Consider the following 21,026-nt stretch of genomic DNA (forward strand, 5'->3'; position numbering starts at 1 on the left):
CCGCCCGCGGAGCCCTCGCCCTCACCCGGCGGGGGCTTCACCGCGCAGGCGGCTCAGCGCCAGCATGGCGTCGCGCTCGATGCGCGCGATGTCGGACAGGACGGTGCCCGCCCGCACGAGGCACTGCTCATCACCCGACTCCCCGGCTTTCGCGATCAGTGCCGCGACCTCCGTCCACAGGACGGCCGCCTCGGAGTACAGCCTGTGCCCGGTTCGGAGATGCCCGCCGTCGAGCCACTCGGCGCATTCGGCGAGGAAGTCGCGGTAGAGGTTGCGGAACAGGGCACCACCGGTGCCGGCCCTCTCCATCAGGCGGGCAGCCTGCGGCAGGTCCCGCTGGGGGGTGTCGGTGCGCCGGAGCCAGCCGGGTACGAGCTTCCCGGCCTTCTCGACACCCCGGTGACCGAGGTTGGCGATGGGTGGATGGAGAAAGGCGTCCGCGCAGGCGGTGATGGCGGGAACGATCCGGTCCCGCGGGGCGGGCGGCTGCCCCGGAGCGGTGAGGGTGAAGGACCGGTGCCGGGCGGTCATCGGCCCGCGTGCGGCCCTGGCCAGGGCAAGGCCGGCCAGGCTGGAGGACACGGCGCCGCCCTGCTGAACGGTGTCCACCAGGTAGGCGTCCCGCTCGTCATAGCCGTACATCGCGACGACATGGCCGCCGAAGTGCACCTTCGAGGTGAAGTAGTCCAGGTGGTAGCTGTCGAGCTGCAGCCCGACGGGGCGGCCGGCGTCGATGGCCGCCGCCACGTTCTCCCATCCCTTGCGGGCGGATCCGGTCTCCTGCACCACGAGCCCCAGCCCGAGTCTGCCGGCCAGGTTCCTGGTGAGCTCGAAGGGCTTGACCCGCCCCCCGAGGAACGGAAAGTCCATGTTCTTGCTGTCCCAGTAGACGAAGGACAGGCCGGAGCCGAGGCCGAAGAGCATGGGCTCGGACAGATCGATGCCCTGGTGCCGCAGCAGCACTCCCAATGCCGTCGTCTCGCAGTGCTGCGCACCGCGGGTGTCGATGCCTTCCACCATGGCCATGCCGAGCCTCCTGGGACGTCAGCTACGATCAACGTACGATTTGAACTCGTTCAAAAAGTCGTTCTCCGACGGGAGGCCAGACCATGGCCGGAACCACCGCGTCCACGGCAACCGACACACCCGCCACCGCCCTTGGTCCCACGGCACTCGTCCTCGGCGCCTTCTCCGCCGTGGGCACGTGGGCATTCCTGATCCCCTGGACGGTGATAGCCGGTGCGCTGGCCATGACGTTCGGCGCGATGGGCATCCACTACGCCCGCAGGGGCACGGGCCGGCTGTGGGCGGCGGCGACGGGCGCGGCGCTGGGCACGACGGGCTTCATCGGCACCGTCACCCTCCTGTGGGCGATGTCCTGACCCACCGGCTCATGTCACCCCTCCGCGATGACGACCGCCGAGGCCACCCCGGCGTCATGACTCAGGGACAGGTGCCAGGACCGCACCCCGAGCTCGGCGGCCCGCGCGGCCACGGTCCCGGTCACACGCAGCCGGGGCTGCCCGCTGTCCTCGACGCACACCTCGGCGTCGGTCCAGAGCAGCCCGGCCGGGGCACCGAGCGCCTTGGCCAGGGCCTCCTTGGCGGCGAAGCGGGCGGCCAGGGAGGCCACACCCCGGCGTTCCCCACTGGGCAGCGACAACTCCCGCTCCACGAACAGCCGCTCGGCCAGCGCGGGCGTACGCTCCAAGGACGCCGCGAACCGCTCGATCTCGGCGACGTCGATCCCGACCCCGATGATGCTCATGCACAGCACCCTACGGTGACCCCACGGGGCTTTTCCTCGCGGTGACTAGCATGATCAGCATGGAATGGGACGGCATCACTGACCGTGACCGCTACGGGGACTGGTACCTGAAGGCTCGGGACCGGTTCTCGGACCTGGCCCGGGATGCGGGCTGGGACGGCATGTTCGGGGAGCTGGAGAAGAATCCCGGGTACGTCAATCTCGCCCGGCCCGGGAACCGCAGCGGATTCGCCCCGCTGCACCAGGCCGCCTGGCACGGCGCCGGCGTGGCCGTCGTCTCCCGGCTGATCGCGCACGGCGCCTGGCGCACGCAGCGCACCCGGGACGGACGGCTCCCCGTGGACATCGCGCGGGAGCGGGGCCACACGCATCTGCTCGAGCTCCTGGAGCCGGTCGCGGTGCGACAGCTCCCTTCCCCTTCCGATGCGCTGGAGCACCACTTCCACGCGATGCTGCGGGAGCGGACCGGCAGTTGCTTCGACGAGATCGAGCACCTGCTGCCGCCGCTGTCTCCGCTGACGGAGAGTCTGAGCGGGCAGATCTTCTTCCGTGTGGTCGGCATGATGGGCGGCTTCCACTACCGCCTCGACTCGGACACCGTGCACGTGCACGGCAGCTCGCGGATGGACGGCGACCACGGGGACTTCTACCAGGTGACCCCCGAGGGCTGGACCAAGCTTCCGTACAACCCCAAACCGCCGTGGCCCTGGACCTTCCCGTACTGACGCCCCTCACGCAGCGGCCAGTTCACACCAGATGTACAGAGGTTCCCGGCAGCAACCTTCACCCCCTTCAGGGAAGCCCTCCGCACCGAACCCCCAGCGGACACCCCCCAAGCCTGAACTCCCCCTCCCCCTTGTACAGTTCGCGATGACCGCGATGAGCAAACGGCATCGCGACAAACGGGAGGACACAGCTTTGAAGTTGAAGTCTCTGGGCACCGCACTGACCACTGCGGCCCTCATAGGCACGGCCCTCACGGGCGCCGTCGCCACCGCCGGCACCGCCGCCGCGGCGACGAAGCCGGACTGCAGCAGCGCGCTGGTCAACGTGAAGCCCAAGGCAACCGTCAACCTCCGCAGCTCTCCCAAGACGAGCGCCACGGCTCTCGGCACCTGGGGCAAGGGCCAGAAGGGCGGAGTCTGCTTCGGCGACCGCAAGCCCACCAAGGGTGGCAGCTACACGGCCTGCGGCAAGACGAGCAACAAGTGGTACTTCGGCGGCCCCAACAGCACCAGCAAGGAAGGCTGGGTCCCGGCGACCTGCCTGCCCATCTGAGGCTGAGCACTGACGGCCTGACCGGCTGACCAAGGGGCGAACGGCCGCGTGCCGTTCGCCCCTTGTCCTCACTCCACCGTCACCGACTTGGCCAGGTTCCGAGGCTGATCCACCTCGTTGCCGCGGGCCGTCGCCAGCTCACACGCGAACACCTGGAGCGGCACCGTCGCGACGAGCGGCTGCAGCAAAGTCGGCGTGACGGGAATCCGGATCAGGTGATCGGCGTACGGCACCACCGCATCGTCCCCCTCCTCCGCGATCACGATCGTCCGCGCGCCCCGCGCCCGGATCTCCTGGATGTTGGACACGATCTTGTCGTACAGCACGGACCGCCCTCGTGGCGACGGCACCACGACGACCACCGGCAGGTCCTCCTCGATCAGGGCGATCGGGCCGTGCTTCAACTCCCCCGCCGCGAACCCCTCGGCGTGCATGTACGCCAGTTCCTTGAGCTTCAGCGCGCCCTCGAGCGCCACGGGGTAGCCGACATGCCGCCCCAGGAACAGCACCGTGTTCTTGGCGGCGAGCGAGCGGGCGAGCTCGCGGACCGGCTCCATCGTCCCCAGCACCTGCTCCACCGCACCGGCGATCGAGGACAGGTCACGGATCACGGCCCGGATCTCGTCGCCCCACTTGGTGCCCCGCACCTGCCCCAGGTACAGGGCGACGAGGTAGCACGCCACGAGCTGCGTGAGGAACGCCTTCGTCGAGGCCACGGCGACCTCCGGACCGGCGTGCGTGTACAGCACCGCGTCGGACTCGCGCGGGATCGTCGAGCCGTTGGTGTTGCAGATCGCCAGGACCTTGGCGCCCTGCTCACGGGCGTGGCGCAGCGCCATGAGCGTGTCCATGGTCTCGCCGGACTGGGAGATGGCGATGACCAGGGTCTGCGCGTCCAGGATCGGATCCCGGTACCGGAACTCACTGGCCAGCTCCACCTCGCACGGAATGCGTGTCCAGTGCTCGATGGCGTACTTGGCGATCATCCCGGCGTGGAAGGCCGTACCGCACGCGACGATGACGACCTTGTCGATCTCCCGCAGCACCCGCTGGGGGATCCGCACCTCGTCCAGGGTCAGCGATCCGGAGCCGTCGATCCGGCCCAGCAGCGTATCGGCGACCGCCTTGGGCTGCTCGGCGATCTCCTTGAGCATGAAGTAGTCATAGCCCCCCTTCTCCGCGGCCGACGCGTCCCAGTCGACGTGGTACGACCGGACGTCAGCGGACCGTCCGTCGAAGCCGGTCACCGTCACCCCGTCCCGGCGCAGCTCCACCACCTGGTCCTGTCCCAGCTCGATCGCCGACCGCGTATGGGCGATGAACGCGGCGACGTCCGAGGCGAGAAAGGCCTCGCCCTCTCCCACGCCCACCACCAGCGGCGAGTTCCGCCGGGCGCCCACCACCACGTCCGGCTCGTCGGCATGCACCGCGACCAGCGTGAACGCGCCCTCCAGCCGTCGGCACACCAGCCGCATCGCCTCGGCGAGATCCGCGCACGACGAGAACTCCTCGGCGAGCAGATGGGCGACGACCTCGGTGTCCGTCTCGGAGCCCAGCGCGTGGCCCCGCTCCTCCAGCTCGGCCCGCAGCAGGGCGAAGTTCTCGATGATGCCGTTGTGCACGACAGCGACCCGGCCCGCGTTGTCGAGGTGCGGGTGGGCGTTGGAGTCCGTCGGCCCGCCGTGCGTGGCCCACCGGGTGTGCCCGATGCCCGTCGTGCCGGTCGGCAGCGGCCTGCCGTCCAGTTCCTTCTCCAGATTGAGCAGCTTCCCGGCCTTCTTGGCCGCCGCCAGCCCACCATCGGCCAGCACGGCGACACCTGCCGAGTCGTAACCCCGGTACTCCAGCCGCTTCAGGCCAGCCATCACAACGTCGAGCGCGGACTGCGGCCCCACGTATCCCACGATTCCACACATGGGCGGCAGCTTAGGGTCGATCTCCGTGCCGAACGGGCTGTTGCGTGCCCGAAATCGGAAATTCCCACCGAGGTACGAAGCCCCGTCTCACACCTTCGCCCGATAAGCCCGCATGGCCAGCGGATAGAACACCACCGCGATCCCCGCAGCCCACACCAACGACCACAGCACCGGCTCCGCCACCGCCCCGCCCAGCAGCAGCCCCCGGAACGCGTCGGACAGATGCGTGACCGGATTGACGTCACTCCACGCCTGCAGCCAGCCGGGCATGGTGTCCACGACGACGAACGCGCTGCTGGTGAAGGTGATCGGGAAGATGAGCGTGAAGGCAAACGCCTGCACCTTCTCCGCATCGCCCGCCAGCATCCCGATCAGCACCGCGCTCCAGGACACGGCCGCGGCGAACACCACCACCAGCAGCGTGCCGAGCAGGAACCCGCCGAATCCGCCGGTGATGCGGAAGCCGAGCGCCAGGCCGAGGCCGATCATCAGCAGCAGCGCCCACAGGTGCTTGGCGAGGTCCGCGGTGATCCGCCCGATGAGCGGTGCGGAACGCGCGATCGGCAGACTGCGCAGCCGGTCGAAGACGCCCTTGGTGAGGTCGGTGTTGAGCGCCATCGCCGTGTACATCGTCATGAACAGAGTGTTCTGCACGATGATCCCGGGCAGCGCGTACTTCAGATACGCGTCGGGCGATCCGGCCATCTGCCCGCCCAGCACATAGGTGAAGAGGAACACGAACATGATCGGCGTGATGCTGTAGTCGACCAGTTCGAGCGGGTTGTGCTTCACGGCGACCAGACTCCGCCAGGCCATCGTGAAGGTCTGCCGCATCCCGGCGAGCGGCGGCACCCGGCCCGACGCGGTGACCGGCGCGGTCAGCGTGGTCGCGGTCATGACCGGCTCACCGCCTTCTCCAGCCCGTCGTCGTCACGGGCCGTCTCGCTGTCGTCATGGACGGCGGCCCCACCGTTCCCCTCGGGCTCGCCCGGCTCGGCGCGGTGTCCGGTCAGGGCGAGGAATACCTCGTCGAGCGAGGAGCGGCGCAGGGCCAGCTCCCCCACCGCGATCCCCTCCCGGTCCAGCGCGCGCACCACGGCCGGCATCAGCTCGGGGTCCTTCACCGGGGCGGTGACCATCTCGCCCTCGATCCGGGCCTCCGGCCCGGCGGCCCTGGCCACCAGCGCGTGTGCCCGCGCGAGGTCCTTCCCGACGATCGGCCGCAGTTCCAGCACCTGCCCGCCAACCTGCGCCTTCAGCCGGTCCGGTGTGCCCTCGGCGATCACCCGGCCCTTGTCGATCACCACGATGTCGTCGGCGAGCACATCGGCCTCGTTCAGATACTGCGTGGTCAGCAGAGCGGTGGCCCCGTCCGCGACCAGGCCGCGCAGCAGATCCCACAGCTCACCGCGGCTGTGTGGATCAAGACCCGTGGTCGGTTCGTCCAGGAAGAGAATGCTGGGCCGCCCCACCAGACTGGCCGCGAGGTCCAGGCGCCGGCGCATGCCTCCCGAGAAGGTCTTCGCGGCCCGCCCGGCCGCGTGCGTCAGCTGGAACCGCTCCAGCAGCTCACCCGCCCGCGCCTTCGCCTCCCGCCGGGGCAGACCCAGCAGCCGGCCGATGAGCAGCAGGTTCTCCGTGCCGGTCAGGTTCTCGTCCACCGCCGCGTACTGCCCGGTCAGCCCGACGACGGAGCGTACGACCCCGGCCTCCCGGACCACGTCGTGGCCGGCCACCCGGGCTCTGCCTCCGTCGGGGCGCAGCAGTGTCGCGAAGATCCGCACCGCGGTCGTCTTCCCGGCACCGTTGGGCCCCAGCAGCCCGAGCACCGTGCCCTTGCGGGCCGCCAGGTCGACGCCGGCCAGCGCCTCGGTCTCCTTGAACCGTTTGACCAGGCCTTCCGCCTCTATCGCATACGTCATGGGTACCCCCAGGCATTCATGGACCCCGGACGGGGCCCACTCCTCCCACAACTGTGACGTACGCCACTGACATTCCGCTCGTCTCAGAATTTCTCGGGATCAAGGGGGCGAATGTCTCACGTGAGGGATGAACACCTCGCGTGACGGATCCCACCTCACGGTCCGTTCGTACGCCCGTAACAATGGACTGTGATCTCTCCGGTCTCCTCGATACCCCGGAGCGCCCACCGGCAGCGGCCGGAGGCGACTCCCTACGTCGACCTCACCCGAGCCGAGTGGAGCGCGCTGCGTGACAAGACGCCGCTGCCACTGACGGCCGAGGAGGTCGAGAAGCTGCGCGGTCTCGGCGATGTCATCGACCTCGACGAGGTGCGGGACATCTACCTCCCGCTGTCCAGACTCCTCAACCTCTACGTCGGCGCCACGGACGGCCTCAGAGGCGCCCTGAACACGTTCCTGGGCGAACAGGGCTCCCAGTCCGGCACCCCGTTCGTCATAGGAGTCGCCGGTTCGGTCGCGGTCGGCAAGTCCACGGTCGCCCGCCTCCTCCAGGCCCTGCTCTCACGCTGGCCGGAACACCCGCGCGTCGAGCTGGTCACCACCGACGGCTTCCTGCTGCCCACCAAGGAGCTCCAGGACCGCGGCCTGATGTCACGCAAGGGCTTCCCCGAGTCCTACGACCGCCGTGCGCTGACCCGCTTCGTCGCCGACATCAAGGCCGGCAAGGACGAGGTCACAGCCCCGGTCTACTCCCACCTCATCTACGACATCGTCCCGGACCAGAAGCTCACGGTCCGCCGCCCCGACATCCTGATCGTCGAGGGTCTGAACGTCCTCCAGCCCGCCCTGCCCGGCAAGGACGGCCGCACCCGGGTCGGCCTCGCCGACTACTTCGACTTCAGCGTGTACGTCGACGCCCGCGTCGAGGACGTCGAGCGCTGGTACCTCAACCGCTTCCGCAAGCTGCGCGCGACCGCCTTCCAGAACCCGTCCTCGTACTTCCGCAAGTACACCCAGGTCTCGGAGGAGGAGGCCCTCGACTACGCGCGGACGATGTGGCGCACGATCAACCGGCCCAACCTGGTCGAGAACATCGCCCCCACCCGCGGCCGGGCCACCCTCGTCGTGCGCAAGGGCCCCGACCACAAGGTGCAGCGGCTCAGCCTGCGCAAGCTGTGACGCCCGGGGAAAAGGCCGGTTAGATGGTCGCCATGCTCCACCTGCGCTTGATCACACCGTCCGCGAAGACCGGCGAAGTGGTGCTGCTGATCGAGAAGACGGTCGGCACCACCCATCTCGTCGTGCTGCCGGACGCGGCCCGCAACCCTTCCGGGGACGTCGTCATGTGCGACGTGGCACGCGAGGCGGGCGACGAACTGCTGAAGGGCCTGCGGGAACTGGGCATCGACACCAGCGGCTCCATCGCCGTCGAGACCATCGACCTGTCGCTGTCCGAGCGGGCCGAGAAAGCCGAGGCAGACGCGCCGGGCGAGGGCGCGGACGCGGTCCTGTGGGAGCACCTGAGCGACGCGACACACGAGGAGTCGACGCTCTCCGTCACCTACCTGGCCTTCATCACGCTGGCCACGATGATCGCGGCCTGCGGTGTGGTCCTGGACAACGCGATCCTGATCGTGGGCGCCATGGCGGTGGGCCCGGAGTTCGGCCCCCTCACCGGCGTCTGCACCGCGATCGTCCGGCGCAGATCGCGCCCGGCCCTGCGCTCGCTGATCGCGCTGCTGGTGGGCTTCGCGGTGGCGATGGCGGTGACGGTGGTCTTCAGCCTCTTCATGGACGCGGTCGACCTGTTCAGCGAGGCCCAGCTGGAGGCCGACCGCCCCAACACCGGCTTCATCTACGCCCCCGACTGGTTCTCCTTCGTGGTGGCGGTCCTGGCCGGCATCGCCGGCACGCTCTCCCTGACCTCCGCGAAGTCCGGCGCCCTGGTCGGTGTGGCCATCTCGGTCACCACGGTCCCGGCCGCGGCGAACGCCGCGGTGGCCCTCATCTACGGCGACACCAACCAGACCCTGCGCTCCACCGAACAACTCCTGCTGAACCTCGCGGGCATCCTGCTGGCAGGAACCCTCACCCTGACGCTGCAGAAATGGCTCTGGGCAAGGCAACGCAAGCAATCAAATGCGCGGTGAGGACACCGCCCTCAGGGGCGCGGGGAACTGCGCGACAAGCCACAGCGAACGGGTCAGCCCGCAAGCAACCGCAGCCCCCACCCCCAACCCGGCTCACTAACCGAGCGCGGACTTCACCGCATCAGCCAACCGCCCCGCGACAGACCGAGCCTGCTCGATATCAGCCGCCTCCACCATCACCCGAACCAACGGCTCGGTCCCGGAGGGCCGAAGCAGCACCCGCCCGGTAGCCCCGAGCTCCCGCTCCGCATCGGCAACGGCCGCCGACAACTCCGCGGACGTCCCCACCCGAGTCCTGTCGACATCCGGCACATTGATCAGCACCTGCGGCAACCGCTCCATGACAGAGGCCAGCTCCCGCAACGAACGCCCGCTCCCGGCCACCCGGGCCCCCAGCAGCAGCCCCGTCAGCGTCCCGTCCCCGGTCGTCGCATGGTCGAGGATGATCACATGCCCGGACTGCTCGCCCCCGAGGGCGAATCCGTGCTCCTTCATCTCCTCCAGCACATACCGGTCACCGACGGCGGTCTGCACCAGCCGGATGCCCTCACGCTCCATGGCCAGCTTGAACCCGAGGTTGGACATCACCGTGGCGACCACCGTCTCGGCCCGCAGAGTGGAGCGCTCCCGCATCGCCAGCGCGAGCACGGCCAGGATCTGGTCGCCGTCCACCTCCGCGCCGGTGTGGTCCACGGCGAGGCACCGGTCGGCATCGCCGTCGTGCGCGATGCCCAGGTCCGCCCCGTGCTCGACGACGGCGGCCTTGATCTTGTCCAGGTGCGTGGAGCCGCACCCGTCGTTGATGTTGAGCCCGTCCGGCTCGGCCCCGATCGTGACGACCTCGGCACCGGCCCGCTGGAACGCCTCGGGCGAGACCCGGGCGGCGGCGCCGTGCGCCTCGTCGAGGACGACCTTCAGCCCGTCGAGCCGGTTCGGCAGGGCACCCAGCAGATGCTCGACATACCGGTCGAAGCCCTCCCCGTACTCCCGGACGCGGCCCACACCGGCCCCGGTCGGCCGCTCCCACGGGGCGCCGGTGCGGTGCTCCTCGTAGACGGACTCGATCCGGTCCTCCAGCTCGTCGGCGAGCTTGTGCCCGCCGCGGGCGAAGAACTTGATGCCGTTGTCGGGCATGGCGTTGTGGCTCGCGGAGAGCATCACACCGAGGTCGGCGCCGAGCTCTCCGGTCAAAAACGCAACCGCAGGCGTCGGCAGCACGCCGACCCGCAGGACGTCCACACCGGCGCTGGCCAGGCCCGCGACCACGGCGGCTTCCAGGAACTCCCCGGACGCGCGCGGGTCACGCCCGACGACCGCGGTCGGGCGGTGCCCCTCGAAGGTGCCCGCCTCGGCCAGTACGTGCGCCGCGGCCACGGAGAGGCCCAGGGCCATCTCCGCCGTCAGATCCGCGTTGGCGACACCGCGCACGCCGTCGGTACCGAAGAGTCGTCCCACTGTGGTGTCCTCCGAATTTGCTGTGAGAGTGCGGCTCACATCCCCAGGCGCATCCCCGAGTACATCCCTAGTACATCCCTGAGACTGTCCGGGGGCGGTATGGGTTGTGTAAACGAACCGCCCCGGCGGCACCATTCGTGCCGCCGGGGCGATCGTTGCAAAGACAGCGGACGCGATTAGCGCTTGCTGTACTGCGGGGCCTTGCGGGCCTTCTTCAGACCGGCCTTCTTGCGCTCGACCGCACGGTCGTCGCGCTTGAGGAAGCCGGCCTTCTTCAGCGGGCCGCGGTTGTTGTCGACGTCCGCCTCGTTCAGCGCACGGGCGACACCGAGACGGAGCGCACCGGCCTGGCCGGAGACACCGCCGCCGGAGATGCGGGCGACGACGTCGTAGCGGTCGTCCAGCTCGAGCACCTTGAAGGGCTCGTTGACTTCCTGCTGGTGCACCTTGTTCGGGAAGTAGTCCTCGAGGGTGCGACCGTTGATCTTCCACTTGCCGGTGCCCGGGACGATCCGGACACGGGCGATGGCGTTCTTGCGACGGCCCAGGCCGGCGGCCGGCTGGGGCTCACCGAAACGCGAGGCGAGGGACTCGGAGGTGTACTCACCCTCCACCGGAACCTCGGACTCGGTGGTGTAGCTGTCGATGTCAACTTCTTCGAGCGGCTGCTCGGCAGTGGTCTCGGCCACGATGCTCCTCAGATTCTGTTCAGTCTTAGGGGGTGTGGCCGGACTTACTGCGCGACCTGGGTGATCTCGTACGGCTGCGGCTGCTGCGCGCCGTGCGGGTGCTGGTCACCCTTGTAGACCTTCAGCTTCGAGAGCATCTGACGGCCCAGGGAGTTCTTGGGGAGCATGCCCTTGACGGCCTTCTCGACGGCCTTCTCGGGGTTCTTGTCCAGCAGCTCGTCGTAACGGACGGAACGCAGACCACCCGGGTAACCGGAGTGGCGGTACGCCATCTTCTGGGTCCGCTTGTTGCCGGACAGGTGCACCTTGTCCGCGTTGATGATGATGACGAAGTCACCAGCGTCGACGTGGGGGGCGTAGATCGGCTTGTGCTTGCCCCGGAGGAGGGTCGCTGCGGTGGTGGCGAGACGACCCAGGACAACGTCCTGGGCGTCGATGACGTGCCACTGGCGCGTCACATCGCCGGGCTTGGGGCTGTACGTACGCACGGTTCGTAGCCTTCGCTTCGAGTGAATGGTCCTGAACAGGTCACCGAAACGATCACGACAGCCTTGACCGCACTGCGGTGACGCAAACCGCGTGCTGGTCGCTGGTCATCGGCCCGGCGGACCGGTGTAAGGGCCCGTCCCGTGAGAATGAGCAAGCCAATACACAACGAACAAGCAGAGTACCGGGGCTCACCACAAGGGTCAAAACGCGGGCTCACCGTCGACGATCGAACACGCAGACGCACAGGCCGGCACACAGCGTGACGGCCCTCCTCAGCGTCCGGCGCCGGACCGGCCGCACATACGGAAACACCGGAGACAGCAGCACATCGACGGCCACCGCGGCGCCCCACCGCAGCACGGACCCGCCACCGCGCGGGCGACGGCACGCCCTCAGCACCGCCAGCCCGGCCGGCAGCCCGACCGTCGGCCACGACAGCAGGCACACCAGCAGCGCCACGGCCACCAGTACCCGTGCGGACCCCGCCCACAGGCTCCCGCTCACGAGTCGCCCCAACCGCCCGGAGATGTCGCCTTTGCCCGTCCGCATGGGAGGAACGCTAGGGGCTACGAGCCCGATCCAGGCGGACCAGCACACCCCATGTCCCGTCTAAGATGCGCCACATGAGCTATGGGCAGGGGGGACCCCAGTCCCAGTGGGATCCCTGGAAACCGCAGTCGCAGCAGCCCTGGAACAGCGGGGGCGGCGGCCAGTCTCCGGACTGGGCCGCGCTCGCCGAGGCGTCCGAGTCGCGTAACAAGCGACGTCGGCTGCTGCTGGTCGGCGGCGGCGCGGTCGCCACCGTCGCCATCGGCGCCGCCGTCGCCGTGGCCGTGGTCTCGGCCAACGGCGACAACCAGGGGAACAACCCGGCCTCCCTGCCCTCGGCGGACATCCCGAGCGGGTCGCCCTCCGGACCGTCGTTCGCCCCGACCAGCGCACCGCCCCCGCTGGACCCGAAGGACTTCGTCGCCAGCGCGAAGAAGGACAAGGCTCCGCTCGGCCCGGACACCCTCTTCCCCGGCACCCAGCTGACCATGGGCGAGACGGTCTACAAGAAGGGCCCCACGGCCGACACGAAGAGTTGTGCCACGGCGGCGGGCGGCACGCTCCCCAAGGTCCTCGAGGCGAACGACTGCACACGCCTGATACGAGTCACCTACTCCAAGGACGGCATCGCCGTGACGGTCGGTGTGGCGGTCTTCGACACCGAGGCCCAGGCGGTCAAGGCCAAGGGCCAGGCCAACAAGAGGAGCTTCGTCAAGTCGCTCTCCGGCGGCGGCGTGAAGGGCTTCTGCGAGGCCGGGTTCTGCCGCACGACCAGCAATTCCTACGGCCGCTACGCCTACTTCACCAACGCCGGCTTCACCAACGGCAAGGATGTGACGCCCGAGGACACCGCGGTCTTCAAGACCGGCAACGACCTGGCCCAGTTCACGTTCAACCAGATCCGCCGCCGCGGCGAGGCCCAGGCGTCGGCAGCGGCCAACGAGTGACGGGCCGCCGCCGCGCGCCCGGTCACAGCCTCTTGGCGCTGCGCAGCGTCTTGGCGTAGTAGCCGTTGCCGTCCAGCCGGGACACTCCGCCGACATCGCCGATGGTCGGCCCGTTGACCTCCTCGCGGCTGGAGACGAAGAGCAGGTGGCCCTCGGTGTCGTAGCCGAGCACCATGCCGACGTGGTCCAGGCGCTGCTTCGTCCGGGTGTCGAGCTTGAAGAAGACGAGGTCCCCGGGCTGGAGCTGGTCGATGCCGGTGGGCCGGTCCTTGGGCGAGACACCGGTGAGCGGCAGGACATCGGCACCCTGCTCGGAGCGGGCCATGCCGTTGGCGGTGCGCGGCAGGCCGTCGCCCGAGTCGTCCGAGGACATGAGCGGGTAGCGGGCGCGGTAGCCGAACACCATCCGCATGTATCCCGAGCAGTCCGTCGACCGGGCGCGCGCGGCTTCCGGCTGCCCGATCACGCCGTCCCGGAAGGGGTACGGGACGCCGAGGTAGTCGTAGAAGTCGGACTGCTCCAGGCGCAGGTCGCCGCCCTCCGCCCCGTTCGCGTTGAGGGGCCCGAAGTTGGCGTCACCGGCGTAGACGGTGCCCTGCTCGTCCTTCTTCTGTTTGGCGCCCGCGACGTACTGGAAGGCGATGGCCAGGAGGTCGTCCTCCTTGCTGGACTCGTACTCCGCGTACCAGTCCTTGAACCACTTCTCCTTGTCCGCGCCCTTCTTCCAGGACTCGGGCATGAGGCGGACCCAGTCCGTCGAGGAGACCTTGGAGCTCGTCGACGAGGGCTCGGCGAAGGTGCGGGCCGGTCCGGTCAGGGTCGCGGTGCGCGCCCCGTCGGTGAACACCGCCTTGACCTGGCCGTCGGCTCCGCGCAGCACGGAGCGGGCGGGGTTCTCCAGCCGGGACCAGCTCTCCCCGCCCTTGTCGCGGGTCTTCGCCGCGCCGCCTGCCCGGTCCGATCCGTCCAGCACGCCGACGTTCGTGATCTCCGGGACGCCCTTGTCCTCCTGCTTGCGCAGCTCCACGGTGAGGTAGCCGGACGTCGCGACGAGCGCCAGCACCACGAGGCCGGAGAGGACCGGCCGCGATTTCTTCTTCCCTGCCATGTGTTCTCTCCTGGGTTCTCGGTCGCCGGGACGCCGGTTCTCAGACGGTGGGCATGATGCCGAGCAGCAGCCCGGCGGCGACGACGATGTAGGCCATGAGCGAGACGGTGCCGGTCGCCAGCAGCGTCGCCCCCTTGGGCTGGCGGACCATCTGGTACGCGATCAGGCCGGGCACGATGAAGCCGAGGGTCTGGTTGCCGTACAGCAGCGGGAACTCGATCGAGAGCACGATCATCACGGTGGCCTGGAGCAGCACGCCCAGCAGGACCACGGCGGCGAACAGCCGCTTGCCGTAGAGGATCACCAGCCGCTGCATGACCTTGGTGCCCGCGTAGGTGAGGGCGGTGACGCCGACCACCATGGCCGCCCGCTGGAGGTCCTCGATGAGGGTCAGGGCGAGCCAGCCCGGCGTGATCATGCCGCCGGGCGACAGGTTGGTGGTCAGGTAGCACAGCAACGAGAAGAACAGGCCGATGGCGATGCCGAGGGCGGCCATCTCGGGGGTCAGGGCGGCGGTGGTCAACGGGGTCTCCGGGCACGGGTACGGGTGCGGGTTCGGTACGGGGCGATCGGCGGTCCTGCGCGAGGCGCTCACCCCGCCCGTGGACGTCAGGAACGGGGCGGCTGTCCCCCGTCGTCGGTCGGGACGTACCCGTAGGGCTCGTCGGCGTACTGCCATGCCTGCTGGGCCTCAGCGGCGTACGGCCCCTGCTGGTAGTGGGCTTGGCCGGGGTACCCGGCGTCGGCGTACGGCCCCGACGGCTGGACGGGGATGCGGACCACCGGGATCTCCTGGGTCTGGGAGGCCTGGTAGCGCTCCTCGTAGGCCATGGGGTACGAGGCGTACGGGTCCAGGCGCGCGGGCTGGGCCGGTGCGGCCGTGGCCGAGGGCCGGGCGGCGTCGTCGGGGGCGGACTCGTCCGCCGGGAGTTCGGCCAGGTACTCCAGCAGTTCCTCGCCCTGGCCGTGGATGTTGCCGATGGCGACCAGGGAGGAGTCGGCGGCCAGGCGCTCCAGCAGGGCGGGCATGAACTCCTCGGCAGACCGCCGTTCGCCCCCGAGGTCGACCGCGCGGTCGCGCCACTCGGCGGGGATGGCGTCGATCGCGCTCTTGGCGGGGTGCCCGATGACGAAGACGTGGTCCGGCTGGAGGTCGGGGATGATCTCGCCCATCTGGCCGTTGCGCTCCACGCGGTCGGGCCGGCAGTTGATCACGACGTTCAGCGGCCGGTGGATGGCTCCGAGGTCGAGCAGCTGGTTGATGTTCATCAGCGTCGACTCGGGGTCGTTGGCCGCGAAGACGTTGGCGAAGGCGAGCCGCTTGCCCTCGGGCGCCGCGTAGCGCTCGACGGACAGCACACCGGGGTCCGGCGGGGCGTCGTACATGCCCTGCAGGGCGACCTGCCGTTCCACGCCGAGCAGGTCGGCCACGACGAGGGCGATCGCGACGTTCTCCTTGAAGGTGAACCAGCTGAAGCCGCGCAGCTCCTCGTCGGTGACGGTCTCCGGGTCGGCGTAGACCAGCTTGCAGTTACGGGCGTCGGCCTCCTCCTGGAGGATGTGGAAGCGTTCTTTCTCTGCGGTGACGCAGATGCCGTCCTCCGGCATGGAGCGGCACAGCGACCGCGCCACGTCGTCGAGGGTGGGGCCCATCTCGGCGAGGTGGTCCTCGCGGACGTTGCACAGCACGCCGATCGTGGAGCGGATCAGCTTGCTCTGGTTCACCTCCTGGAGGGCCGGCATGACGGCCATGCACTCGATGACGAGGGCGTCGGGCCGGTAGGTGGCGGCCCGGCGCACGATGCCGATCTGCTCCACCACGTTGGCGATGCCGAACTTGCGGTAGACCGGCTCCTCGGTGGCGTCCGGGTGGATGAAGCGGGCCGCGGTACCCGTGGTCTTCGCCACGGTGACCAGGTCGCCGCCGCGCAGCGCCCCGGCACACAGCCGGGTGATGGAGGACTTGCCGCGGATGCCGTTCACGAGCACGCGCGACGGGATGCTGTGCAGGCTGGCGTAGTGCCGGCGCTGTTCCACGATGCCCGCCACCAGCAGCAGCACACTGCCGGTGAGCAGGACGAAGTACAGATAGAGCACGGCTGGGTCACCTTCCCCGAACGCCGGCCTGCGGCTCCGCGAGCCGGCGTGCCTGGGTCTGTTTACGGGCCTGGAGTTGCTGGCGCAGCAGTTCGAGGCTGCGTACGACGGCGCCGACCTCGTCCTGGTAGCGGGGATACAGCACGGACTTGAGGTCGCCGTCGGCCAGCTTCTCCGCGCCGGCCGCCAGGGCCCGCATCGGCCGGGCCACGACGAGGTGCACCCAGCCGAGGCAGACGACGATCAGGGCCAGGCCGAGCAGTCCGGCCAGGACGCTGCGGTCCTCGCGCTGGTACGGGGTGATCTGGAAGTCCTTGGCGTTCTGCCAGCTGACCACGGTCCAGCCGATGTCGGCCGCCACGCCGCCGCCGGAGAACGGGGCGGCCGCGGCGACCGTGGTCCCGCGTCCCTCGCGGATCAGCAGGCCGTTCTCGACGGGCCCGGCGCCGACGTGGACGCTGCCGGCCCGGACGAGGTCGGTGAGCGCGTCGCGCGGCAGGTCCTCGAAGGCCAGGAAGCCGTCGCTGGCGGCGATGGTCTCCGCCTTGGAGTCCGCCACGCGGACCTCGCCGAGCCCGGGCCGCTTCAGCAGCGAGTTGAGGAACTCGACCCGGACCTCGCCGACCAGGGTCATGCCCTTGTCGCCCGGCAGGGGCGCGGCGGCCTGGACGACCGGCTTCTTCCCGCCCTTGCCGGCGACCCGGACCAGCGGCAGGTCGTCCCCGTCGGCGAAGTCGGCGCGTGGCTCCTTGCCCGCGCGGGCGACGACCTCGCCGTCCTCGTCGAGGAGGTACAGCGCCTGGTAGCGGGTGTGCTCGCGCAGGGTCTCCTCGAGCAGTACGCGGCCGGCGTCGGCGTCGTCCGGGTCGATCAGCCGGGACGTGGAGACCAGGTCCGCCTGCGCCTCGTTGAGCGCCCGGCGCACCCGGTCGGCGACCAGGTCGGTACGGTCACGCTGGTCCGCGACCATGCTGGCGGGGATGCTGACGGAGTCGTCGGTGCGGTTCAGCAGGAGGCCCACGGGCAGGCACCACAGCAACAGCAGTACGGCGGTCAGCGCGAGCGGCCCGCGCACCCCGAACCGCCCCTTGACGCGCTGGCGCCCACCGGGATCACCGGCCGGGCCTCCCAGCTGCGCGCGCAGCCTCTCCAGTGCGGAGCCGATGCGCGCGGCCTCACCCCAGCGGGGCACGTCCACCGGGCGGGTCAGGTCGCCCCGGGCCAGCCGGCGGGACTCCAGGAACAGCCGCAGCAACGGCCGCTGCACGGTCGCCCACAGCACGGCCGCCGCGAGCAGTCCGAGCACCACCAGGGCTCCGGCCGCCAGCAGCCCGTACAGCTCCCGGTCCGGCCCGGCGGCCTGCTGCCGGATGACGGGCAGCAGGGCGACGACGGTGAGCCCGAGGCCCGCGCCGACGCTCTTCTTCTCCTCCGGGTCGGAGGACGAGAGGGAGGCGTAACCGGCCGTGGTGACACGGCCCTTGTAGCTCCCGCCGACCAGGGTCCCGCTGACACCGGGGTAGCCGCGGGAGCCCGGTTCCCTGGCGCTGACCGGGTCCTGCTCGGTCTCCCGTGCCGCCTGGGCGGACAGCCCGCTCATCTGCTTCTGGAGGAAGGCCAGCTCCTTGCGCTCCTGGTCGGTGTTGAGCGCCTCGGACTGTTCGAAGCCGGCCGTGGCGAGGATCTCCCCGCCGGTGGCGACGACCGCCATGGAGCGGAACTGGCCCAGGTTGATGGCGGGCACGGACAGGCTGTTGGAGGCGATCAGCAGCTGCTGCGGCCGGTCCTCCGAGCCGAGCACCGCCATGGTCATCAGGCGTACGTCACCGGTCTCCAGTCGCACCATGCGGGGCTTGAGAGCCGTGTCCCCGGTGAGGGCGTCCTTGTCCAGCCACCCGAGGGGAATCGTTTCCCCCCTGGCGGCCAGCACCTTGCCGCTCTCCAGGTCCAGGACCGTGGTGCCGGTCCACTTCTGGTAGGTCTTCCCCAGGTCGGACAGGACGCGCTCGGGCTTCACCGGTGACCCCGCGTTCAGCGCGGCGGCGGTGCGGTTCAGGTCGGTGACCCGCTCGTCGATCGAGGCACGCAGGGCGATGGCGCCGTCCTCCGCGAAGTGCTGCTGCGAGGAGAGCACCGCCTCCGGTACGGCCTGCTCGCCGGCGGGGCCGAGCACCTGGGCGGTGAGGCCCGCGAGAGCGAGCACCAGCACGCACAGCAGCGCGATCGGGGGACGAACGCCGCCCAGCAGCGGCATGTCCGCGCGTCTCCGGCTGCGCCGCCGTCCTCCCTTCACGGGGCGCGCGGCGCGGGTGGGTGTCACCGGTGGTCTCCTCCGGCCTCTCTGGGTGAAGGACGGCCGCACAGAACACCGCTCCCGGGGAGAGGCAACGGACCGCCGTTTACAAGACTGTTGGGGAGGGCCGAGGTTGTGTCGCTCGCCCCTTGTGCGCTGTGGCGCTAGTCACGCCCCAGCGTGAGCTCCTTCAGGCCGTCGCCGCCCGGCGCCCCGCGGTTGTACAGGAAGCCACGCGTGCGGTCGGCCGCCAGCCGGTAACGGGCCAGCCGCTCCTCGGAGAGTTCGCCCGGCGCGTCGAGCGCCCGCCGCACGTCCACCACCCGGTGGTCCTCGACCGCGTCGGTGGGCGGCTTCTCACCGGTCTCCACCTCGGGCGGGATGTCCACCAGCGTCGTGGCGTAGCGGGCAGAGACGTCCCAGCCGTCGGTCGTCTCACGGAACTCGAACCAGCCGATCGCGCCCTCCTCGGTGAGCCCGTTGGGCGAGGAGTGACGGGCGACCTGGTTGCCCAGGCTGTAGGCGACCCAGGTGCCGTTCACCTTCTGGATCGGCTGCACCGCATGGGAGTGGTGCCCGATCACCAGGTCGATCCCGGTCTCAGCGGTGAGCCGCTCCGCCAACCGCAGCTGGGGGACGCTCGGTTCGTTGTAGTGCTCGGCCCCCCAGTGGAGCGAGAGGATGACCACCTCGGCGCCCTTCTCGCGGGCCCGGGCCTCGGCGTCCTGGATCGCGCCCGCGTCGAGCTCGTTGAACGCCCATTTCTCCTTCTCCGGCGTCGGGTGGCGGAACGACATCCAGGAGAACGAGAGGTGGGCGACCTTGACGCCGTTGACGTCACGGATGTTGATCTTCTCTGCTTCCGCGGGTGTGCGAGCGGAGCCGGTGTGCCCGAGGCCGGCCTTGTCCATCGCGTTCAAGGTGCGTCGCACGGCCCCGAGGCCATGGTCGTACGTGTGGTTGGAGGCCGTCGAGCAGGTGTCGTAACCCACGTCCTTGAGGGACGTCAGAATCTGCGGCGGCACGAGGAACTCCGGGTACCCCTCGAAGGGACCCCGCGGCTTTCCGACGGGCGTCTCCATGTGACAGATGGCCAGATCGGCCTTGCTGATGACCGGCTTCACCCCGGCGAGCAGCGGCTCGAAGTCCAGCCCGGCCTCTCCCCCACCGGTCTTCTTGGCGTCCTTGGCGGCCTGGTCGACCAGCTCGGGGTGGATCAGCACGTCACCCGCGGCGGCGACGGTGAACGAACGGCCGCCCGGCTTCACCTGCGGTGCGGAGGCCGCGGAGGTGCACGCGGTCGTCACGGCAACGGTGGCCAGGAAAGCGCTTGCCGCACGAACGATCCGGAGAGGATTACGAAGTGTCACCGCATCATATTCACATGACGCACACAAGCACCACGGAAGTTACCGTCACAAGACAGTCACATTTGACTCGTATTATGGTCCAAATCGGACTAGTCCTCGCCTTGTTCGGCTGTCAGTCGCCAACAGAACGGTCAACGGACGATTCCACTCCGCATGCCCGGCAGTTGGTGGACCTCCGTAGCAGGATCCTCACGTACACGGCCGAACTGGAACCCGGCACCGCGTACGCCCCACCGGACGACACCCAGCGCGAGCGCGTCGCCGAAAGCGTCGGCCACCTCCTGGACGGCGACGCCACACAGGCCGAACAACTGCTCGCCCCGCTCGGCCTCAAGCTCACCCGCCTCACCGACACCGAGTCCGGCCGCAGATACGACGAGATCGCCGCCGCCCGCCCGGGCCGGGCCGAACGCTGGGGGCGCCTCTACCTGACCGCCGACTCCGACGTCCGCTGGCACGCTCAGGTGCCGCACCCGGTATCCGACCGGGACACCGAGCGCCTGGGCATACGGCTCCTGGAGGACAACCCCGGCGGCTCGCTGGTCCTGGCGGGCGCACACCGGGAGGCGGGCCGGGGCGACGCCGCCGACGTCGCACACCGGGCGGACAGCGTCTTCCACGCCATCGTCGTGGAGCTCCAGAAACGCGACGTCCCGGGCGTGCAACTGCACGGCTTCGCCAGGGACTCGGACCGCCCCTACGAAGCCGTCCTCTCCACCGGAGCCGCGCGGAGCACCCTCACCGAGGCCGCCGCCCTGGCCGACGGCATGGAGGCCGACGGTCTGCGGGTATGCCGGGGCTGGTCGGCCCGCTGCCCCCTGGAAGGCACCACGAACGTCCAGGGCAAGACCGCGGAGCGCCACCACGCCACGTTCCTCCACGTGGAGCTCTCCCCCAAGGCACGCGGCGACGGCAACGACGCCGACGCAGCCGCCACGGCTCTCTCGGGGCTGGTCACGACCTGGAACTCCGCCCGCCGGTGAGCGGCCCCTCGA

21 protein-coding genes are annotated in these 21,026 nt (G+C 69.9%); 7 read left to right on the forward strand and 14 right to left on the reverse strand.

Annotation, left to right across the window (positions count from 1 at the left end):
• Nucleotides 1-21: 21 nt before the first annotated feature.
• Nucleotides 22-1,026: a BtrH N-terminal domain-containing protein gene (locus OG542_RS15640; protein WP_328411508.1), complete on the reverse strand. Its 1,005-nt coding sequence runs from the start codon at nucleotides 1,024-1,026 to the stop codon at nucleotides 22-24.
• An 83-nt stretch (nucleotides 1,027-1,109) separates the two neighbouring features.
• Here OG542_RS15640 and OG542_RS15645 point away from each other — a divergent pair, with 83 nt between their 5' ends.
• On the forward strand, nucleotides 1,110-1,382 hold the full coding sequence (locus OG542_RS15645) for a hypothetical protein (RefSeq protein WP_328411510.1): 273 nt from the start codon (nucleotides 1,110-1,112) through the stop codon (nucleotides 1,380-1,382).
• A gap of 14 nt (nucleotides 1,383-1,396) precedes the next feature.
• Here the strand turns inward: OG542_RS15645 and OG542_RS15650 are convergent, their stop codons facing one another.
• A complete protein-coding gene (locus tag OG542_RS15650; RefSeq protein ID WP_328411512.1) occupies nucleotides 1,397-1,768 on the reverse strand; it encodes a holo-ACP synthase in 372 nt (123 codons plus the stop codon).
• Nucleotides 1,769-1,818: 50 nt separating this feature from the next.
• On the opposite strand from OG542_RS15650, the gene OG542_RS15655 reads away from it, so the two are divergent.
• Both OG542_RS15655 and OG542_RS15660 read left to right on the forward strand, forming a co-directional pair.
• Nucleotides 1,819-2,493, forward strand: coding sequence for an ankyrin repeat domain-containing protein (locus OG542_RS15655; RefSeq protein WP_328411514.1), 675 nt, complete (start codon nucleotides 1,819-1,821; stop codon nucleotides 2,491-2,493).
• A gap of 193 nt (nucleotides 2,494-2,686) precedes the next feature.
• The gene (locus OG542_RS15660; RefSeq protein WP_193481537.1) at nucleotides 2,687-3,046 is read left to right on the forward strand and encodes a hypothetical protein; all 360 of its coding nucleotides are present in this window, start codon (nucleotides 2,687-2,689) and stop codon (nucleotides 3,044-3,046) included.
• Nucleotides 3,047-3,114: 68 nt separating this feature from the next.
• Here the strand turns inward: OG542_RS15660 and glmS are convergent, their stop codons facing one another.
• From glmS to OG542_RS15675, 3 genes are all read right to left on the reverse strand, one after another.
• On the reverse strand, nucleotides 3,115-4,962 hold the full coding sequence (gene glmS / locus OG542_RS15665) for a glutamine--fructose-6-phosphate transaminase (isomerizing) (RefSeq protein ID WP_328411516.1): 1,848 nt from the start codon (nucleotides 4,960-4,962) through the stop codon (nucleotides 3,115-3,117).
• A gap of 87 nt (nucleotides 4,963-5,049) precedes the next feature.
• Nucleotides 5,050-5,859, reverse strand: a complete 810-nt coding sequence (locus OG542_RS15670; RefSeq protein ID WP_311127306.1) for an ABC transporter permease — start codon at nucleotides 5,857-5,859, stop codon at nucleotides 5,050-5,052.
• Nucleotides 5,856-6,884, reverse strand: coding sequence for an ATP-binding cassette domain-containing protein (locus tag OG542_RS15675; protein ID WP_328411518.1), 1,029 nt, complete (start codon nucleotides 6,882-6,884; stop codon nucleotides 5,856-5,858). Before OG542_RS15675 ends, OG542_RS15670 begins: the two co-directional genes overlap by 4 nt.
• A 189-nt stretch (nucleotides 6,885-7,073) precedes the next feature.
• Between OG542_RS15675 and coaA the strand changes: the two genes are divergently transcribed.
• Nucleotides 7,074-8,063, forward strand: coding sequence for a type I pantothenate kinase (gene coaA, locus OG542_RS15680; RefSeq protein WP_261682981.1), 990 nt, complete (start codon nucleotides 7,074-7,076; stop codon nucleotides 8,061-8,063).
• Between the two features lie 32 nt (nucleotides 8,064-8,095).
• Complete coding sequence (locus OG542_RS15685; RefSeq protein ID WP_328411521.1) at nucleotides 8,096-9,034, forward strand: DUF389 domain-containing protein; 939 nt, start codon at nucleotides 8,096-8,098, stop codon at nucleotides 9,032-9,034.
• A 96-nt stretch (nucleotides 9,035-9,130) separates the two neighbouring features.
• Here the strand turns inward: OG542_RS15685 and glmM are convergent, their stop codons facing one another.
• The 4 genes from glmM to OG542_RS15705 all read right to left on the reverse strand — a co-directional run bounded on the left by glmM (nucleotide 9,131) and on the right by OG542_RS15705 (nucleotide 12,216).
• Nucleotides 9,131-10,489, reverse strand: coding sequence for a phosphoglucosamine mutase (gene glmM / locus OG542_RS15690; protein WP_328411523.1), 1,359 nt, complete (start codon nucleotides 10,487-10,489; stop codon nucleotides 9,131-9,133).
• A gap of 176 nt (nucleotides 10,490-10,665) precedes the next feature.
• The gene (rpsI, locus tag OG542_RS15695) at nucleotides 10,666-11,178 is read right to left on the reverse strand and encodes a 30S ribosomal protein S9 (RefSeq protein ID WP_184591418.1); all 513 of its coding nucleotides are present in this window, start codon (nucleotides 11,176-11,178) and stop codon (nucleotides 10,666-10,668) included.
• A 44-nt stretch (nucleotides 11,179-11,222) separates the two neighbouring features.
• On the reverse strand, nucleotides 11,223-11,666 hold the full coding sequence (rplM, locus tag OG542_RS15700; protein WP_003992380.1) for a 50S ribosomal protein L13: 444 nt from the start codon (nucleotides 11,664-11,666) through the stop codon (nucleotides 11,223-11,225).
• Nucleotides 11,667-11,880: 214 nt separating this feature from the next.
• Nucleotides 11,881-12,216, reverse strand: coding sequence for a hypothetical protein (locus tag OG542_RS15705; RefSeq protein ID WP_328411525.1), 336 nt, complete (start codon nucleotides 12,214-12,216; stop codon nucleotides 11,881-11,883).
• A 74-nt stretch (nucleotides 12,217-12,290) separates the two neighbouring features.
• Between OG542_RS15705 and OG542_RS15710 the strand changes: the two genes are divergently transcribed.
• Nucleotides 12,291-13,163 carry a hypothetical protein gene (locus OG542_RS15710; protein WP_328411527.1) on the forward strand — a complete coding sequence of 291 codons (873 nt, stop codon included), beginning with the start codon at nucleotides 12,291-12,293 and terminating at the stop codon, nucleotides 13,161-13,163.
• Nucleotides 13,164-13,185: 22 nt separating this feature from the next.
• Here the strand turns inward: OG542_RS15710 and OG542_RS15715 are convergent, their stop codons facing one another.
• The 5 genes from OG542_RS15715 to OG542_RS15735 form a co-directional block, all read right to left on the reverse strand.
• Nucleotides 13,186-14,271, reverse strand: a complete 1,086-nt coding sequence (locus OG542_RS15715) for an NlpC/P60 family protein (RefSeq protein ID WP_328411529.1) — start codon at nucleotides 14,269-14,271, stop codon at nucleotides 13,186-13,188.
• A 40-nt stretch (nucleotides 14,272-14,311) separates the two neighbouring features.
• Nucleotides 14,312-14,794 carry a poly-gamma-glutamate biosynthesis protein PgsC/CapC gene (locus tag OG542_RS15720; protein WP_020276280.1) on the reverse strand — a complete coding sequence of 161 codons (483 nt, stop codon included), beginning with the start codon at nucleotides 14,792-14,794 and terminating at the stop codon, nucleotides 14,312-14,314.
• A gap of 86 nt (nucleotides 14,795-14,880) precedes the next feature.
• Complete coding sequence (pgsB, locus tag OG542_RS15725) at nucleotides 14,881-16,368, reverse strand: poly-gamma-glutamate synthase PgsB (protein WP_328411531.1); 1,488 nt, start codon at nucleotides 16,366-16,368, stop codon at nucleotides 14,881-14,883.
• 7 nt (nucleotides 16,369-16,375) lie between these two features.
• The gene (locus OG542_RS15730) at nucleotides 16,376-18,622 is read right to left on the reverse strand and encodes a HAMP domain-containing protein (protein ID WP_328417937.1); all 2,247 of its coding nucleotides are present in this window, start codon (nucleotides 18,620-18,622) and stop codon (nucleotides 16,376-16,378) included.
• 203 nt (nucleotides 18,623-18,825) lie between these two features.
• A complete protein-coding gene (locus tag OG542_RS15735; RefSeq protein ID WP_328411533.1) occupies nucleotides 18,826-19,968 on the reverse strand; it encodes a CapA family protein in 1,143 nt (380 codons plus the stop codon).
• A gap of 230 nt (nucleotides 19,969-20,198) precedes the next feature.
• On the opposite strand from OG542_RS15735, the gene OG542_RS15740 reads away from it, so the two are divergent.
• Nucleotides 20,199-21,014, forward strand: coding sequence for a hypothetical protein (locus OG542_RS15740; protein ID WP_408057868.1), 816 nt, complete (start codon nucleotides 20,199-20,201; stop codon nucleotides 21,012-21,014).
• The last annotated feature ends 12 nt before the right edge of the window (nucleotides 21,015-21,026 follow it).

The sequence above is a fragment of the Streptomyces violaceus genome (assembly GCF_036014075.1).
Lineage (GTDB): Bacteria > Actinomycetota > Actinomycetes > Streptomycetales > Streptomycetaceae > Streptomyces > Streptomyces violaceus.